The 17,199-nt window shown below is 59.0% G+C and carries 15 protein-coding genes; 4 read left to right on the forward strand and 11 right to left on the reverse strand.

The annotated features are described in order from the left end of the window. Complete coding sequence (locus R3D51_18350) at positions 1-654, reverse strand: CPBP family intramembrane glutamic endopeptidase (GenBank protein ID MEZ5901444.1); 654 nt, start codon at positions 652-654, stop codon at positions 1-3. Then, positions 654-1,661 carry a mitochondrial fission ELM1 family protein gene (locus R3D51_18355; protein MEZ5901445.1) on the reverse strand — a complete coding sequence of 336 codons (1,008 nt, stop codon included), beginning with the start codon at positions 1,659-1,661 and terminating at the stop codon, positions 654-656. The genes R3D51_18350 and R3D51_18355 overlap by 1 nt, the downstream gene beginning before the upstream one ends. A 175-nt stretch (positions 1,662-1,836) precedes the next feature. Between R3D51_18355 and R3D51_18360 the strand changes: the two genes are divergently transcribed. Beyond that, positions 1,837-2,325 carry an Lrp/AsnC family transcriptional regulator gene (locus tag R3D51_18360; GenBank protein MEZ5901446.1) on the forward strand — a complete coding sequence of 163 codons (489 nt, stop codon included), beginning with the start codon at positions 1,837-1,839 and terminating at the stop codon, positions 2,323-2,325. A 60-nt stretch (positions 2,326-2,385) separates the two neighbouring features. Here the strand turns inward: R3D51_18360 and greA are convergent, their stop codons facing one another. The 8 genes from greA to carA all read right to left on the reverse strand — a co-directional run bounded on the left by greA (position 2,386) and on the right by carA (position 11,635). Next, on the reverse strand, positions 2,386-2,859 hold the full coding sequence (gene greA, locus R3D51_18365) for a transcription elongation factor GreA (protein MEZ5901447.1): 474 nt from the start codon (positions 2,857-2,859) through the stop codon (positions 2,386-2,388). 189 nt (positions 2,860-3,048) lie between these two features. Then, complete coding sequence (carB, locus tag R3D51_18370) at positions 3,049-6,378, reverse strand: carbamoyl-phosphate synthase large subunit (protein MEZ5901448.1); 3,330 nt, start codon at positions 6,376-6,378, stop codon at positions 3,049-3,051. Between the two features lie 128 nt (positions 6,379-6,506). Continuing rightward, entirely contained in the window at positions 6,507-6,923 is a 417-nt protein-coding gene (locus R3D51_18375; protein MEZ5901449.1) for a GFA family protein, read from the reverse strand. Positions 6,924-7,002: 79 nt separating this feature from the next. Beyond that, positions 7,003-7,416 carry a GFA family protein gene (locus R3D51_18380; GenBank protein MEZ5901450.1) on the reverse strand — a complete coding sequence of 138 codons (414 nt, stop codon included), beginning with the start codon at positions 7,414-7,416 and terminating at the stop codon, positions 7,003-7,005. Positions 7,417-7,544: 128 nt separating this feature from the next. Next, entirely contained in the window at positions 7,545-8,315 is a 771-nt protein-coding gene (locus tag R3D51_18385; protein ID MEZ5901451.1) for a hypothetical protein, read from the reverse strand. Between the two features lie 57 nt (positions 8,316-8,372). After that, on the reverse strand, positions 8,373-9,014 hold the full coding sequence (locus tag R3D51_18390) for a hypothetical protein (GenBank protein ID MEZ5901452.1): 642 nt from the start codon (positions 9,012-9,014) through the stop codon (positions 8,373-8,375). A 171-nt stretch (positions 9,015-9,185) separates the two neighbouring features. Then, complete coding sequence (locus tag R3D51_18395) at positions 9,186-10,220, reverse strand: ChaN family lipoprotein (protein ID MEZ5901453.1); 1,035 nt, start codon at positions 10,218-10,220, stop codon at positions 9,186-9,188. Between the two features lie 215 nt (positions 10,221-10,435). Continuing rightward, complete coding sequence (gene carA / locus R3D51_18400; GenBank protein MEZ5901454.1) at positions 10,436-11,635, reverse strand: glutamine-hydrolyzing carbamoyl-phosphate synthase small subunit; 1,200 nt, start codon at positions 11,633-11,635, stop codon at positions 10,436-10,438. Between the two features lie 261 nt (positions 11,636-11,896). On the opposite strand from carA, the gene R3D51_18405 reads away from it, so the two are divergent. The 3 genes from R3D51_18405 (at position 11,897) to rpoD (ending at position 16,678) form a co-directional block, all read left to right on the forward strand. Beyond that, a complete protein-coding gene (locus R3D51_18405) occupies positions 11,897-12,337 on the forward strand; it encodes a GatB/YqeY domain-containing protein (protein MEZ5901455.1) in 441 nt (146 codons plus the stop codon). A gap of 169 nt (positions 12,338-12,506) precedes the next feature. Beyond that, positions 12,507-14,534, forward strand: coding sequence for a DNA primase (dnaG, locus tag R3D51_18410; protein ID MEZ5901456.1), 2,028 nt, complete (start codon positions 12,507-12,509; stop codon positions 14,532-14,534). Between the two features lie 149 nt (positions 14,535-14,683). Next, positions 14,684-16,678 (forward strand): RNA polymerase sigma factor RpoD, encoded by a 1,995-nt coding sequence (gene rpoD / locus R3D51_18415; protein MEZ5901457.1) that lies wholly within the window; start codon positions 14,684-14,686, stop codon positions 16,676-16,678. A gap of 51 nt (positions 16,679-16,729) precedes the next feature. Here rpoD and R3D51_18420 read toward each other — a convergent pair whose 3' ends face one another. Beyond that, entirely contained in the window at positions 16,730-17,179 is a 450-nt protein-coding gene (locus tag R3D51_18420; GenBank protein MEZ5901458.1) for a cupin domain-containing protein, read from the reverse strand. Positions 17,180-17,199 lie beyond the last annotated feature (20 nt).

Raw genomic sequence — 17,199 nt, forward strand, 5'->3', positions numbered from 1 at the left:
CTAGCCCCATGCGGGGTTCTTCGAATTGGCAAAGAAGTAAACGCCCAATCCGCACGTAAACAGCAACCAACCCCATAGCGTATGCTCGATCCACACGGCGCAAAATGAGCGTGTCCGCCAATAGCGCCATGCAAACAGTGCTCCGCCAACAAGACTGAGAAGCACGGCGATGTGATTGCGGAATATGACGTGGGACAATGCAAACACGAGAGCGCTTGTCGCGATCATCACCTCTGGCCGTGAAAACAACCGCGCGTAGCGATGAAAGAAAAAAACCCGGTAGATGAACTCCTGCGCCAGCACGGACGTAAAGGGATAGAGCACGATCATCTTCAGCCAGAGTTTCGTTCGCTCGCGCGGCAGGTTGAAAAGCTGATCGGGCAAAAACATCCACACCGCAGCAAGCACCACCGGCACGCCCACGGCAAACAGGATCGCAATTGAACGAACCGTTCCTGACGGCATCGGTGCAAGCAGGCTCTCACGCACGTTGAACGTTTTGTCAAAAGCGGCAAGCGCCGCAAACACGCCAAGCACAGGCCCTAGCGCCCAAAACAGTGGAACTCCGAAATCGAACATAGCAATGCGCATAAGGACCGGAGCTGCAATAAACAGAAGCGCAAATTCAATCGCCAGCCGCGTCCGCGCTTGCATCACTCGCACCCGCCGCCCTGACAAAGGCCAGGGATCATTTTCAACCGCGCGGCATAGCGGCGCTCGATTTCACAGGCGATGTTGCGCGCGGAGTCGAGCGGCTCGTAATTCCAGCTTTCAAGCCCTCTGCCGTCATTGAACGGCCGAGTAATACCTTTCTCGCTCAATGCTGCGTGGAAGCGGTCGAACTTTGAACTGCCCCCTGCGGGATGGAAGACATGGATCGGCCGTCCCGTTGCGGCGGCTTCCCCGACCATGTTCACGCTGTCTGCCGTTACGACAAATGCGTCGGCGCTGGCGAGAAAGTATGGATAGGGATTTGGCCCTTCGCCGCGCCAAAAGAAACGTTGTCCCGTTTTGGTCGCCTCATCAACGGCGTTGAGCAGATCCGGAGGTGTTCTGCGCGAAGCGGTGATCATCAAACCGGCTCCGCTTTGGGCAAGCGCTGCGAGTGCGCGAGCCAAACGCGCCGTCTCGTCTGGACCGTACCGATAGTCACCGTTCGGCCCGCCGATCAGAACGGCCACCCTAGGCGTCGGCAACACCGCAATGGACGCCGGCATCTTGGACCTCAACTGCGCGATGCGCTCAGGTGCGTAGCGGTGTGCCGACGTCAGCGTCGTCACGACATTGGCATCACGCCGCGTATCATGCTCGGGCACCCAGAAGAGATCTGCACTGCGCGGCCCCGTCTTGGGATCGAGCAAGATCACGGTGAAGGTCTGCATCCCGGCTTTGCGTTTCAAGGCGCGGATATAGGGTGTCGTCAAGCGCCCTGTCGCAAACGCAATTGCAGGCCACGGCGGCGAAAAAGGACCGCCCGGCGCACCGAAGCGCGCCGCTACCGGCGGTGGTCCATAAGGTGCGGTCAGCTTGTAGAGACTTCCCGGTGCAGCGATGGGCTTGATTTGGGCGTCAACGCCAAGGGCCTCGGCGATCCCCAGCATCTGGATCTCGTGGCCTGCCTTGCCGTCCGAAATGATCCAGGCTCGCTTGCCCCGAAGCACGCCTGCCGCTCCATTCCCCACCCGTGTACCCTCCTTGTCGTGGGACCGCCCTGGTTCAGTTGTGACGGCCTAGCTGTCGAGAGACAAGCCGCCGCGCAAGCTCGCAACAATCGAAAAGAAAGACGGCAATTGGCTTTCGTGATATTATCTCACCATCGACTATGGACAAGGGACGATGGCACTCACCCTCGACGCAATTGACTGGCGGATACTTAGAGAGCTCCAGCTCGATGGACGTATCACCAACATCGCCTTGGCCAATAGGATTGGACTGTCCGCACCACCGTGTCTGCGCCGCGTGCGGGCGCTGGAGGAAGCCGGGCTGATTTCGGGCTATACCGCAATCCTTGATGAAGATGCGCTCGGGTTCACCCTCACAGCGTTTGCGATGGTCCGGTTACACAACCAAGCCGAAACCGACCTGCGTGCTTTTGAGAATGCGTTGCTGTCGTGGCCCCTCGTGCGCGAGGCCCACATGCTATCAGGCGAAAGCGACTACATGCTGAAGTGTGTCGCGCGCGACCTCACCGCCTTTCAGGCCTTCGTCCTCGACGACTTGACCGCCGCTCCCAACGTCGCAAGCGTCAAGACGTTCCTCACGATCCGCCGCGCCAAGCGTGAAAGCGGCGTGCCGATCTTGGCCACCGAGCCTTCTGAGGTCTAGCTTTTGTAGTCGGGCTTGCGCCAATCCAATCCGTCGACGCCTGCTCTCGCCGAGCGTGGATTACTTCCACTCAACGTTGAGCACCTCGAACGAGCGTGAACCCTTCGGTGTCGTCACCTCAACCGATTCACCCTTCGACTTGCCGATAAGTGCGCGGGCAATGGGAGAAGAAATCGAGATCTTGCCGTCGCGCAGATTAGCTTCCATGTCGCCGACGATCGTGTACTTCACCTTGTCGCCGGTATCCTCATCCTCAAGTGACACCGTCGCGCCGAACTTGATCGTTTCGCCTGAAAGTTTCGAGGTATCGATGACTTCCGCCCGCGAGATCTTGTCCTCAAGCTCTGCCACACGCGCTTCGTTCAGGCCCTGGGCTTCCTTGGCAGCGTGGTACTCGGCATTTTCAGACAGATCGCCATGGGCGCGCGCTTCGGAGATCGCAGCAATGATACGGGGACGCTCAACGGCTTTGAGGCGTTGCAGCTCCTCCTCCAGGCTCTTGTAGCCCGCGATAGTCATTGGAACCCGATCCATCGACATTCTCAACGTCTCCTCAAAAGCCCGCACACACTGTGCGGCACCTCACTTCGACGCTCATCGACCTGAGGAATGCAGCCAACCGGCTTAGACTACAAGAGCTGCCCAGGGAGAATCCCCTATGGGCCCGCCAGACGGCGGCCCACCCGGATTCTTCCGGAACGCCACATGAGTCCACCGGCACCGTTACCGATACGCAAAGCCCTGCAACGGGGCGACGTCAAGCGTATCTGATTTCAGCGCCTTAATGGCCCGCGTGACCGCGACCGCCCCCGCTAGGGTTGTATAATACGGCACGTGGTGAAGCAAGGCCGAGCGGCGGATGTCCTTACTATCCGCCAAGGCTTTGGCACCTTCGGTTGTATTAAAAACGAGATTAACCTCGCCGTTCTTGATGGCGTCCACGACATGCGGTCGGCCTTCCAGAACCTTGTTGATGACTTCGCAGACGACCCCGTTGGCCTCCAGATGGCGCTTGGTCCCGCGGGTGGCGATGATCTTGAAGCCCATCGCTGCGAGATCCTTCACCGGACCGACAATCCGGTTCTTGTCGCTCTCCTTTACCGACACGAAAACCGTTCCGCCCGCAGGCAGCTTCTGTCCGGCGCCGAGCTGGCTTTTGCCAAACGCCATGGCGAAGTCGCGGTCGATACCCATAACTTCGCCGGTTGAACGCATCTCAGGTCCCAACACCGGATCGACACCGAGGAAACGGGCAAACGGGAAGACGGCTTCCTTGACCGCGATATGGTCGAACTTGGGTGTCTTCAGATTGAAGGAGGCAAGCGGTTTGCCCGCCATCACCTGAGCCGCGATAGAAGCAATCGGCAAGCCGATCACCTTGGCCACGAACGGCACCGTGCGCGATGCGCGAGGGTTGACCTCAAGTATATAGACCTTGGCGTCCTTGATCGCGAACTGGACATTCATAAGGCCGACAACTTTGAGGGCAATTGCCAGCTCGCGTGCCTGGCGTTCCAGTTCGGCGATGACGTCCGGTTTCAGCGAATAGGGCGGCAACGAGCAAGCGCTATCGCCGGAATGGATACCCGCTTCCTCGATGTGCTCCATAATACCGGCGATGAACGTGTCTTTTCCGTCGGCAAGACAGTCGACGTCAACCTCGACAGCGTCAGTCAGATACCGATCGACCAGAAGTGGCCGCTTTGCCGAGACAACCAGCTCAGAAGGACTGTCCAGTGTGACCGACAAACGGGCCACGTAACGATCAATCTCCGATCCGTCGTGGACGATTTCCATCGCTCGGCCACCAAGCACGTAGGACGGCCGAATGACGACCGGATAACCGATGGCGTCAGCGATGGCGCGTGCGTCACCTGGTGATTTCGCAATGCCGCTTTCGGGCTGTGTAAGACCCAACTTATCGATCAAAGCCTTGAACCGGTCGCGATCCTCGGCAAGGTCGATAGCGTCCGGCGAGGTACCGAGGATGGGTACGCCCGCTTCTTCGAGTGCGCTTGCCAGCTTCAACGGCGTCTGGCCGCCGAACTGCACAATAACGCCCTTCACTTTGCCGCGTTTACTTTCGGTGCCGATAACTTCCAGCACATCCTCGGCCGTCAAAGGTTCGAAGAACAGACGGTCCGAAGTGTCATAATCGGTCGACACGGTTTCGGGATTGCAGTTGACCATGATGGTTTCATAGCCGGCCTTCGTCAGGGAAAAGCAGGCATGACAGCAGCAATAGTCGAACTCGATACCCTGGCCGATGCGGTTGGGACCGCCGCCCAGGATGACGATCTTTTCCTTCTCCGTGGGATCGGCTTCGCACACGGGCGCATCGAACAGACCCGTCTCATAGGTCGAGTACATGTAGGCGGTCGGAGATGCGAATTCTGCCGCGCATGTGTCGATCCGTTTGAAGACAGGCGTCACACCCAGATCGCGACGGAGTTTGCGCACATCGCTTTCACTCATTTTGGCAAGGCGCGCCAGCCGAGCGTCCGAAAAGCCCATCGCTTTGAGAGCGCGCATGCCGGTTGCCGTCTGCGGAAGACCGTGGGCAACGACCCGCGCTTCCTCGTCCACGATCTCCTTGATCCTGGCAAGAAACCATGGATCGATTTTGGAGTATTGATGCACCTCGTCTTCACTGAAGCCGAGTCGGAACGCCTGGGCGACCTTCAGCAGGCGATCGGATGAAGGGCGCGAGACGGCGGCCCGCACAACGTTCTTGTCGTCGCCCTGTCCAAGACCTTCCAGGTGAACATCATCAAACCCCGTCAGGCCCGTCTCCATGGAGCGGAGGGCCTTCTGCAGGCTTTCGGAGAAGGTCCGGCCGATGGCCATAGCTTCGCCGACCGATTTCATCGCGGTCGTCAGCGTGGTGTCGGCGCCTGCGAATTTTTCAAATGCAAAGCGCGGGATCTTGGTGACGACGTAATCGATCGTGGGCTCGAAGGAAGCCGGCGTCGCACCGCCCGTGATGTCGTTTTCCAACTCATCGAGCGTGTAGCCGACCGCGAGCTTGGCCGCGACTTTGGCGATAGGGAAGCCCGTCGCTTTCGAGGCGAGCGCCGATGAACGTGACACGCGCGGGTTCATCTCGATGACGATTAGCCGTCCGTCGGCGGGATTGACCGCGAACTGGACGTTCGATCCGCCCGTTTCAACGCCTATTTCGCGCAGCACTGCTATCGAGGCGTCGCGCATGATCTGATATTCTTTGTCAGTCAGCGTCAACGCCGGTGCGACCGTAATGGAATCGCCCGTATGCACGCCCATCGGATCGACGTTCTCAATCGAACAGATGATGATGCAGTTGTCCGCCTTGTCGCGGACGACTTCCATCTCGTATTCCTTCCAGCCCAGCAGGCTCTCGTCGATCAGGATCTGGCCGACCGGAGATGCATCGATGCCCGAGCGTGCAATTTGCTCGAATTCCTCGCGGTTATAGGCGACGCCGCCGCCGGTCCCTCCGAGCGTGAACGCAGGCCGGATGATCGCCGGCAGACCAACCGTTTCCAGCAAGCGCATTGCTTCCATGAAGCCGCCCGAGCGGTCGTAATCGACGATCTGCCCTTCCGCATTATGAATAGGCGGCGATGAGGCAATGGCCGAGCGCGGGCTTTCCAGACCGATCTTTTCCATCGCTTCGCGAAACTGCTTGCGATCTTCCGCCTTGTCGATGGCTTCTGCCTTGGCGCCGATCAACTCCACACCGTACTGCTTCAGCACACCCGCGTTGTGCAGGGCGAGCGCAGTGTTGAGTGCAGTCTGTCCGCCCATCGTCGGCAGCACTGCGTCTGGGCGCTCCTTGGCGATGATTTTTGCAACGACATCGGGCGTGATGGGCTCGACGTAGGTCGCATCCGCCAAGTCCGGATCCGTCATGATCGTGGCCGGATTGGAGTTGACCAGAATGATCCGGTAGCCCTCGGCCTTGAGGGCCTTGCAGGCTTGCGTTCCGGAATAATCGAATTCGCACGCCTGGCCGATGACGATCGGGCCGGCGCCGATGATGAGGATCGACTTGATGTCTGTGCGTTTTGGCATGGCGAGGCAGACTTCTATTGCAGCGCAATGGGTTTGGCTATACCCGGGCTGCCATCCGTCGCAAAGGGCAAGGATGTCGCCATCCCTGCCCTTTTTGAAAGTCGATCAAAGCCTTGGGTCGGCCGAGCCTAACCTGGCGGCATTTCCGGGAAATGAGGAATATTTGGGTGATCTCCGTCCCAGGCCGGGCGGCGCTTGTCGTAAACCACGAACTGCGGCTCCAGGTCGGTCGAATCATCCAGGGTCCCGGCATAGACAAGCGCCAAACCCGGGAAGGCGACAGGATTGGAAATGTAAAGCTTCGAGCCGCAGTTGGGGCAGAAGTGATGCGTCACCGGATTACCCGCGTCCGAGGTATAGGTGTAGGACTTGGTTTCGCCTGTCACCTTAAAATCATCCAGCGCAAAAACTGCTGCCGTGAAGTTGCTGGTGCCCGTTGCGCGCTGGCATTGCGTGCAATGGCACTTGCCAGCGGTTTTCATGGTAGAGGGAGCCTCGTAGCGGACTTTGCCACAGAGGCACCCCCCGGTATGTGACGTGCTCATGTTTGTGAATCCATTCTGTTAGACGCAAGTGCGCGTCAGAGCCCTTGCCACGCTCATTGTGCCGCTTCGATTTAGTGAACTAAGCTGGCGGCATCTCGGGGAAGTGAGGAATATTCGGATTGTCGCTCGACCAGGCCGGACGGCGCTTGTTGTAAACCACGAATTGCGGCTCAAGCCCTGTGGAATCGTCGAGCGTTCCAGCGCGGATCAAAGTGAGCCCGGGCAACGCCGGCGTCACCATCGTGACTGAAGTTCCGCAGTTCGGACAGAAGCGGTTTGTGACCGGGCGTCCATTGTCGGAAGTATAGGTGAACGTCTTTGAGTCACCCGTAATCTTGACGTCTTCGTCGGCGTAAACTGCGGTGGTCATCGCACCTGCGCCCGTCGACTTCTGACACATGAGGCAATGGCAGACCGCTGCCGTTTTCATCTCGCGCGGCACTTCATAGTGCAACTGGCCACACATGCAGCTTCCAGTACGCTTATCGGACATGAGTGCGTCTCCTCTTGCCATCCTTTTTATTCAGATGGGAACGCTAGCAGGTGGCTCTCCGCCGACCAAGTGGTACGATTGGGGAAGCCGCCATAACATTCGCGTGTTCGGAGGAAGCGATTGGCTTCTTACGGAGCCTTAGGCGCCTCATTCGACGAAGGTGCCGCCGGTTGCGCAGCAGGCGGTGAACTCTCCGCGCTTGCTGGCCCCTGCGTGGCCGGAGCGCCGGAAGCAGCAGGTTGCTCCAACGGCTTCGCGTCCTTGGGAGCTTCCACCTTCAAATCTAGCGGAAAGCTGTAGCTGGTCTTGAAGATGGGCTTGTCCTCGCGCCCCTTGGTGACGATGGCGTTGCGCGTCGGCAGTCCGGTCATCGCGTCGACATAGAACATGCGGAAAGCTTCATTCCTAGGGTTCGTCGAATTCTCCGGCGGCTCGTCTTCGAGCTTATAGCTCATGACGTCCTTACCATCGAGATTGACGCGACCCTTGCAGCTATAATTGCCGACATCCTCCTGCGGAGTGAGGACGTTCTCGCGCATCTGGTTGATGAGCTGTCCCGTGATATCGGCAGGCAGAATGCGCCAACCCTGCCCCTCGTTGGACCAGGCCTTGTCACCGATCAGGATCACCTCTTGCACGATCGTACTTCCCACGACATTGACTTTCTGATGCATACGATCGGGCAGCACGTAGTCGATCGTCATATGGGTCAAGCCATTCTCGGTGATCATTGTCGTGTCCATCCGGAACCACGACGAATTGCGCAATTTCTGCAGTGCGGCTGCGACCTCGTCGCGGCACGGATTGGCGTTCTTCTTGCCCTCCTGCGGATTTTGCTGGGCGACGGCGGCACCCGTCATGAAGATCAAAGAGGCGAGCAGTGCTGAAAGGAGGCGCATGCGCAAAAGTCCTATTCAAGTCTCATTCGGCCAGGCAGTCATCTGCCCAGGCGTTCTTCAGCGAACTTTCTGAACGGGGGCGCCTTTCGGCGCCTCGATCACGACATCAGTGGGGTAACTGTAGACGGCCTTCAAGACCGGCGCATCCTTGCCTGAAGCCGCCGCCACTACGTTGAAGGCTGGGAGCCCAGTCGTTTCGTCCACGTAGATGGTGCGCGCCAGGATCTTGCCTGGGGCCGTTTCTGGAGGGGCGGACTTGTCGAGGGCGCGGAAAGCCAGATAGTCCTTACCTTCGAATTTGTTCCTTCCCATGCACTCGAAGCTGCCGATCTCCTTTCCGGTGGAGCCCATGGCGGAATTGAACTCCGCAATGATCGACTGCGTGAACTGGGGCAGAAGCTCTTCGTAGGCTCCATCGGTGCCTGCATAGGCGTGATTGCCAACCAGCATGGTCTGCTGCTCGCCGGGCATGGCGGGCGACTTCACCGTCTGCAGCATCCGGTCGGGCGGCATGTAGTCGACAGTCATCTCCACGTCGCCTTCAGCCGAGGGCTGGGTCATGGCCACACGAAACACCTTCGAGCTGCGCTGCTTTTGGAAGGCCGTCAATACATCGGCGCTGCAATCCGAAGCAGACGCTGGGACACTCAGTAGCCCCGAAAACGCAAACCCCAGAATGGTAAAAGCGAGACGCCGCATGGCACCCTCCGAAAGACCTAGCCGGTGGGTTATACGCACAAGATCAACCGGGTCGACCTAAAAAATGCGAAAGGTTTAAACTCTTATGCCTTCGCAATTGGCCTGCGCTATGGCGGTACGGTGGCGGCGCATAACGCCCAGCGCCGCCAGCTCGGCTCGGTTGCGGCCGCATCAGTCCTTTTTCATCTCTGCGCAGTGATCTTTGTGCTCTGCGCGCGGTGTGAAGATGATGTAGTCGACGGCGGGCTTTCCTTCCGCATCGCGCGGCACATAAGCTTCGGGATCGGTTTTCCCATCCTCTACCTCCATCATCATGATGGAGAGCGTCTTCATTTCAGGAGCGCGCTGATGAATGTACCACGGTACGCCGCGATCCTTGCGCACGTGCTCGTTGCCCGCGATCAACAGGGTCGACCTACGCTTCTCCACCGCCATCAGCGCCACATCGGCAAGAACGGCATCCCGATAACGCTGTGCAAACGCCATAGACCCCAGCGTCTCGCGCGGCATCTGCTTGCAGTGGCTTTCATAAAGCTCATCGAGCACCGCGGAGTCGGCCTTCTCGCCCAGGTCCACGTCCAGTTTGAGGCGGGTCTTCACGTCATCGGGCAGGGCTGAAGGTCCATCCTTGGCGACCTTCTTGATCGTTTCGCGGTCGGCGTCACCGGCATAGAAAGGTACCTGCCCTTTCAGCGCGGCTATCAGCAGCGGATCATAGTTATAGGTGTTCCAACCCGACTTATCCCAATCGATAGCGGCCTTGAGCTTTTCGAGAGAGTCGCTCTTATAGTTGTAGTTAGTAGACTGCAGGAATGCGTCGAGCGCCGCCGCCTTGTCGGCCGGAATCTGCTCAAACACTGCCGAGGCGTAAGACGAGAACCCCACGCGCGAGCGCAGTTCGTGATGGAGCGGATTGTCGTGCTGTTCACCAAAAAGGACGACTCCACCGGCAACGACCGTGGCGCGCACGTCCTCCCGCATCGACATCCAGCCCTTCCATTCGCAATTCTTGGCGTGCTCCTTCAATCGGGAGCTTTCTGCGATGTGGATGCGCCCGCACAGAGGATGGTTGCAAGTCTTTGTCCACTCCTCCATCAGGTTGAAGATCGGACCCTTCTGGAAGTCGCAGGCCGAGGCTGGCGCGCACATAATCAAGGCAATAGCAGCCGAAACCATAAATCCAGACAACCAATTCAAGGCGCGCACGACAAACTCCTTGCAAGAACACGCACAACAACCGCGGGTCTAGGTGAGCCCAAGCACGTTGCTTAAGCCACAAAACCGCAGCGGCTACAATGAGACGTCGGTCGTTTTAATGTTTGCTCAGCATGCCCAACGCGCGTTTACGCAGATTTGAAACGTAAGGTTTCCGGCTCGCTTCAGGACAAACGAACACCACGGTGAGCTAACTTCGCAGCGCCTCAGCGTTCGCGGAGCGCCTTTTGCCCTTTTTGCTCCCGCATCAGGTTCACGAAGCGGGTGAAGAGATAATGGCTGTCCTGCGGACCCGGCGAAGCTTCCGGATGATGCTGTACGGAGAACACCGGCGCACCGTCGAGTGCGATCCCGCAATTGGAGCCGTCAAACAGCGAAACGTGCGTTTCCTGCACGCCCTTGGGCAAGCTCTTGCGATCGACGGCAAACCCGTGGTTCATCGACACGATCTCCACCTTGTTGGTGGTGAAGTCTTTGACGGGATGGTTGGCGCCGTGATGGCCCTGATGCATCTTCTTGGTCGTCGCCCCGAGCGCAAGACCGAGCATCTGATGGCCAAGGCAAATGCCGAAGACCGGCTTGCCCGAAGCGACCAGCTTCTTGATTTCAGGCACGGCGTATTCGCCCGTCGCAGCGGGATCTCCCGGACCATTTGACAAAAATACACCATCGGGATTGCGGGCGAGCACTTCATCCGCCTTTGTCGTTGCCGGCACCACCGTCACCTTGCAGCCTGCCGAGGCCAGACAGCGCAGAATGTTGCGCTTCAGGCCGTAGTCGATGGCGACGACATGAAATTGGGGAGTCTCGTTGTGCGGGAAGCCTTCGTTCCACACCCAGCGCATTTCATCCCAAGTGTAACTCTGGCCGCTCGTCACCTCCGGCACCAGGTCGAGCCCCAATAGCCCTGACCAAGCCTTCGCGTCGGCCTTGAGTTTGTCGAGGTCGAATTTGCCGCTGGGCTCATGCGCTATGACTGCGTTGGGCATGCCCTTCTCGCGGATACGCGCGGTCAGTGCGCGCGTGTCTACACCGGTGATAGCGATAATGCCACGAGCCTTGAGCCATTCATTGAGATGCTCGGCGGCACGATAGTTCGAAGGATCGGTGATCGAAGCGCGCAGCACACAGCCGCGCACGCCGGATCGCGCGGCAAGGTTGGATGTCTCGGTGTCTTCTGCGTTCGCACCGACGTTGCCGATGTGGGGAAACGTAAACGTGATGATCTGCCCCGCGTAGGAGGGGTCGGTCAGGATTTCCTGATAGCCCGTGATCGCGGTGTTGAAGCAGACCTCGCCCACGGCCTGTCCCGTTGCGCCAAGGCCGATACCGGAAATGACGCTTCCGTCGTCGAGAACGAGCTTGGCCGTGGCAATGGGTTCGCTCCAGGGGGTGGGCTCGCTCATCGTGCGTCAATCTCTCGTGTGGGTTGAGACGTCGGGCGTCGGCACGCATCCGACTGCGTCAGCCGCCCGCGCCTTCAGCAAAAATCGGGCGGACCCTAGGCGATGGTCCACATGAGGTCAATTGCCCTTACACGCTGCTGTTCGGCCTGCGTTTTCAAGCCGCAAGGTAGGTCAAGCGCGCGCCTCCCATATCTCCACGGGTTGATCGGCACACCAAGAGCGCCTAAACCGCACGACACACCCCACAATGACGAGGATGCCATGCGCAGCAGGATTAGCAGCGATCTCAAGACCGCGATGAAGGCGGGCGACAAGGAAAAGGTCGCCGTTCTGCGCCTCATTAACGCTGCCATCCAATCGGCCGAGATCGAGGCCAAGGCCACAATCGACGAGGCTGGCGTGCTTGCCGTGATGACAAAAATGGTGAAGCAACGGCGTGATTCCATCCAGCAATACACCGATGGTGGCCGCGTTGATCTTGCTGACAAGGAACAGGCTGAGATCGCAATCATCGAGCAGTACCTTCCCAAGCAAATGGACGAGGCGGCGGTTGGCGAGGCCGTAAAGGCCGCAATTGCCGAGACTGGAGCCGCAAGCCCCAAGGATATGGGCAAGGTCATGGGGGTGCTGAAAGCCAAATATGCCGGGCAGATGGATTTCCAGAAGGCGTCGGCAGCGGTGAAGGCGGCCCTGGCCGGCTAACACGCCCTGCTGAACTTGGGAAAGCGCCCTAACTCTCTAAAAAGCCGCAAGTTTTCTCAGTAGAGTTGACCGCCATACCGACTTGAATGTCTCTGGCCGGGCTGTGAATTGTGTGCAGTACATCGACAGCGCCCGACTCCGAACCGAATCGGGACAACCGAATCAAACTATGGCTACGCTTGCGTCACACTCTCAATGCAGGCTGTCTAACGCTTTGACCCGCTTTACGCCCCAGATCCTTGATGAGATCCGCGCCCGGCTGCCGGTCAGCCAGGTGGTCGGTCGCAAGGTCGCGCTCAAAAAGGCGGGTCGGGAGTACAAGGGCTTGTCCCCATTCAAAGTGGAAAAGACACCGTCCTTCACCGTCAACGACATTAAGGGCTTCTACCACTGCTTCGCGACCGGCGAGCATGGTGACATCTTCACCTTTGTCATGAAGACGGAGGGGTTGGAATTTCCAGAAGCCGTCGAGCGGTTGGCGGAAGAGGCTGGCGTCCCGTTGCCGAAGGACGAGCCGCGCGAACGCAACGTCGAAGCGGAAGACCAGCGCGCGCGCCTCTATAGGTTGCTTGAAACATCCGCCCGCTTTTTCGAGACGAGCCTGAGCCAACCGCTTGGCTCGGAGGCCCGCCGTTATCTTGAGAAGCGCGGACTAGCTGCCAAAACGATCGGGAGCTTTAGGCTCGGGTACGCACCTGCCAGCCGCCACGCATTGAAGGATCATCTGAAGGCGGCAGGGTTTTCTATCGCCGACATGGCCGCTTCAGGAATGCTGATTGCGGGCCCCGACATCGCAGAACCCTATGACCGCTTCCGCCACCGCGTCATGTTTCCCATTCAGGACATGAAGGGTCGCGTCATCGCTTTCGGTGGACGCGCGCTCGATAAGGACGCACCCGCGAAATACCTCAATTCGCCTGAAACTCCGCTGTTTCATAAAGGGCATGTACTCTTCAACGCCGCTCGCGCCCGGCCGCTGGCCCACGACAAGGAACGCATTATCGCTGTCGAGGGTTACATGGATGTAGTCGCGCTGCATGAAGGCGGATTTGGGGAGGCCGTGGCGCCGCTCGGCACCGCCCTCACCGAGGACCAGATCAAGCTGCTTTGGCGCATGAACGAGGTTCCAACCTTGTGCTTCGACGGCGATGCTGCGGGCAAAAAGGCCGCTTATCGCGCGGTCGATACAGCGCTCCCTCATCTGAAGCCCGGCTATAGCGTTCAATTCGCATTCCTTCCCGATGGGCTCGATCCAGATGATCTCATCCGTCAACAAGGTGCCAACGCCATGAGCGAGGCCCTTGAACGTGCACAGCCCCTCATCGACGTCTTATGGGAACGTGAGACGTCTGCAGGTCCTCTTACGACACCCGAGCAAAAGGCGGCATTGGAAGCGCGGCTTCGCGCCCTTTCCAACACAATCGCAGATCCGATGGTGCGGGCACATTACGAGCGGGAGGTGCGCGACCGGCTGTTCGGGATGGGACGCGCACCTAGGAGCATCAGCCGCGGAGCAGGACAAAACCGGGTGCCGGGCGCCTTTCGAGGGTCAACCGGAGGCCCGCTGCAGGCTGACTGGCGCCAGCGCGAACGCAGCAGGCTGTTTGGCAGACCGGCCCGCTTTTCCAGTGCCATCGAGACCGCCGGCAATCCGAGCGCCGAGCTGTCTTCCATGTCACATGCCGTGCCTGCGCGTGAGGCTCTGATAATAAAGGCGATTTTGAACCACCCTTGGCTGATTCACGATCACGCGGAGGAATTGGCTGAAATTTCATTCTCAGCCCGGGCCCTCTCGGCGCTGCGCGACGAAATTCTCACCCTGCATGCACTGCAGAATTCACTTGACAGCGAGACTTTGCGCTCCCAATTGAGCAAAATGGGGGTTTCTAAGGTGGTGGACCTCGTCGAGCGGACGATTACGCACAGAAGCGACCGTTTTGCCGAGCCAGAGGCGCCTGCCACAGATGTCGAAACCGGATGGCGGCATGTCCTTGCGTTGCATCAGCGCCAGGACAGCCTTGAGCGTTCTCTGAAGGCAGCTGAGGAGGCTTGGTACCGGGATTGCACGCCAGAAGCAGAAGCTCGGTTGTTAGACCTGAAGCGCCAAGTGGCGCAGGCGGCTGCTGTGGAGCACTGGGACGGCACGGATAATAGAGACGCGCAGCCGGAGGAGCCACCAGCAAAGCGCGTAAGTTAAGGAAATTCATTGGGTTAGCTCCCCATAGACGGTAAGCGAACGATACTCGCCCACCCTCTCATGGTCGCTTTGAGCTTACCTTGCGCAAAAAACCGCTTCTGCCCGCCTATAGGTAGGAGCTTGTTATTTCGGGACGGCGAAGGAAATCTATGGCACGCGCACAGCAGGCACAGCAGAAGAACGACGACAAGGATCAGACCGCGGCTGAGGCGCCAGAGCGCGACAGCCCGCTGCTCGACCTGTCGGATCAGGCCGTCAAAAAGTTTCTCAAAGCGGCCAAAGCCAAGGGCTACGTGACCCTGGACCAGTTGAATGCCGTTCTGCCTTCCGAAGAGGTCCTACCCGACCAAATCGAAGACATCATGGCAATGCTGTCCGACATGGGTATCAACGTTGTGGAGTCGGATGACGCCGATGAGCCATCCGAAGCAGAGGAAAGCGGCGAAGAGGAAGAAAACCGCGCCCTCGTCCCCCAGAACGCACTGACAAAGGCTGAAGGCAAAGCCGAACCCGCCGAACGCACTGACGACCCCGTGCGCATGTATCTGCGCGAGATGGGATCGGTAGAGCTCCTGTCCCGCGAAGGCGAAATCGCCATCGCGAAACGGATCGAGGCCGGCCGCGAGGCCATGATTGCCGGTCTGTGCGAAAGCCCGCTGACCTTCCAGGCCATCATCATCTGGCGCGATGAGTTGAACGAAGGAAAAATTCTTCTTCGTGACATCATCGATCTCGAAGCAACCTACGAAGGCCCCGAGGGTAAGGCCCCTCCGGCCGTCGCCAGCAACATGGAAGAGGACGGCGCGGGAGGCGACGGCGCTCAATCTGGCGAAGGCGAGATGAACGGCGAGGGTGAGGACGAAGACGAGTTCGAGAACGCCATGTCGCTGGCCGCTATGGAAGCGGAGCTGAAGCCCAAGGTTTTGGAAACCTTCGACCAAATCGCCAGCACTTACAAAAAGCTACGCAAGCAGCAGGACAAGAAGCTCGAACAGCAGGTCGCGGGCGAGCAAGGCACGCGCCAACAGCAGAAGGCTTACGACAAGCTGCGCGAAGAAATTGTAGCGTCGGTCAAATCGCTTTCGCTCAACAACAACCGTATCGAGAGCCTCGTCGAACAGCTCTATGCCATTAACAAGCGCCTCATCGGTCTGGAAGGCCGTCTGATGCGCCTGGGCGATAGCTATGGCGTGCCGCGTCAGCAGTTCATCGACGAATATTTCGGCAACGAACTCGACCAGACCTGGCTCGACCGGATGTCGACCAACGGCAAGAAGTGGACCGGCTTCATCAAAGCCGAACGCGGCCAGATCGAAAACATCCGCGGCGAGATCCATACGCTCGCCACCGAGACCGGCCTGGAAATTCTCGAATTCCGCCGCATCGTGAAAGCGGTGCAGAAGGGCGAGCGCGAAGCACGTCAGGCCAAGAAGGAAATGGTCGAAGCCAACCTGCGCCTCGTCATTTCTATCGCCAAGAAGTACACGAACCGCGGTCTGCAGTTCCTCGACCTCATTCAGGAAGGCAACATCGGCTTGATGAAAGCGGTCGACAAGTTCGAGTACCGCCGCGGCTATAAGTTCTCCACCTACGCAACGTGGTGGATCCGTCAGGCAATCACCCGCTCCATTGCCGATCAGGCGAGGACCATCCGCATCCCCGTGCACATGATAGAGACGATCAACAAGATCGTGCGCACGAGCCGGCAGATGCTGCATGAGATCGGTCGCGAGCCGACGCCTGAGGAGCTGGCCGAAAAGCTCGCCATGCCGCTCGAAAAGGTGCGCAAGGTGCTCAAGATCGCCAAGGAACCGATCTCGCTCGAAACGCCCATCGGCGACGAAGAGGATTCGCACCTCGGCGACTTCATCGAGGATCGCAACGCGGTGCTGCCGATCGAGGCGGCCATCCAGTCGAACCTGCGCGAGACGACCACGCGCGTGCTGGCCTCACTGACGCCCCGCGAAGAGCGCGTTCTGCGTATGCGTTTTGGCATCGGCATGAATACTGACCACACACTGGAAGAGGTTGGGCAGCAGTTCTCGGTAACGCGCGAACGTATCCGCCAGATCGAAGCCAAGGCCCTGCGCAAGCTCAAGCATCCGAGCCGCTCGCGCAAGCTGCGCAGCTTCCTCGACAACTGAAAAATGCAAAAAGCCCGGCCTCACCGCCGGGCTTTTTGTTTACGCTACCATTCAATCCTCCGCTGGAATTGAAAGCGGCTTACCCTTCTCTAAGATGAACGTGTTGATCAGCACCGCGCCTTCGGGTCCGGCCTTCGCGCCGTGAACGGCGTAAGCAGGTAGCTCGATACTTTCTCCAGCTTCGCGTACCTGCGGTGCCTGTCCGTCAAACAGGTAGGTGCACTGTCCCTGCATCACGAAGCTTGCTTCTGGCCCTGGATGGGCATGGCGAGATACGTCGTAGTCGGCGGGGAACTCGACCCGCATAAGGATGGCTTCGTAGGTCGTTCCAGGCACTTCGAAGCGCTGAAGAATCGTCTGTTGCAATCGCGGAACCGGAACCGGCGACAATGCGCCGGTGTGCTCATCTGCTCCTGCTTGATCTGCAGCGCAGCCGATCACGAGCGCAAGCAGTACTCCAGCACCCATACGGACCAGTTTCGAGGCAGCTGCAAACCACATCTTCGATAGCCTCCATGCGC

Source organism: Hyphomicrobiaceae bacterium (assembly GCA_041397645.1).
GTDB lineage: Bacteria > Pseudomonadota > Alphaproteobacteria > Rhizobiales > Hyphomicrobiaceae > Hyphomicrobium_B.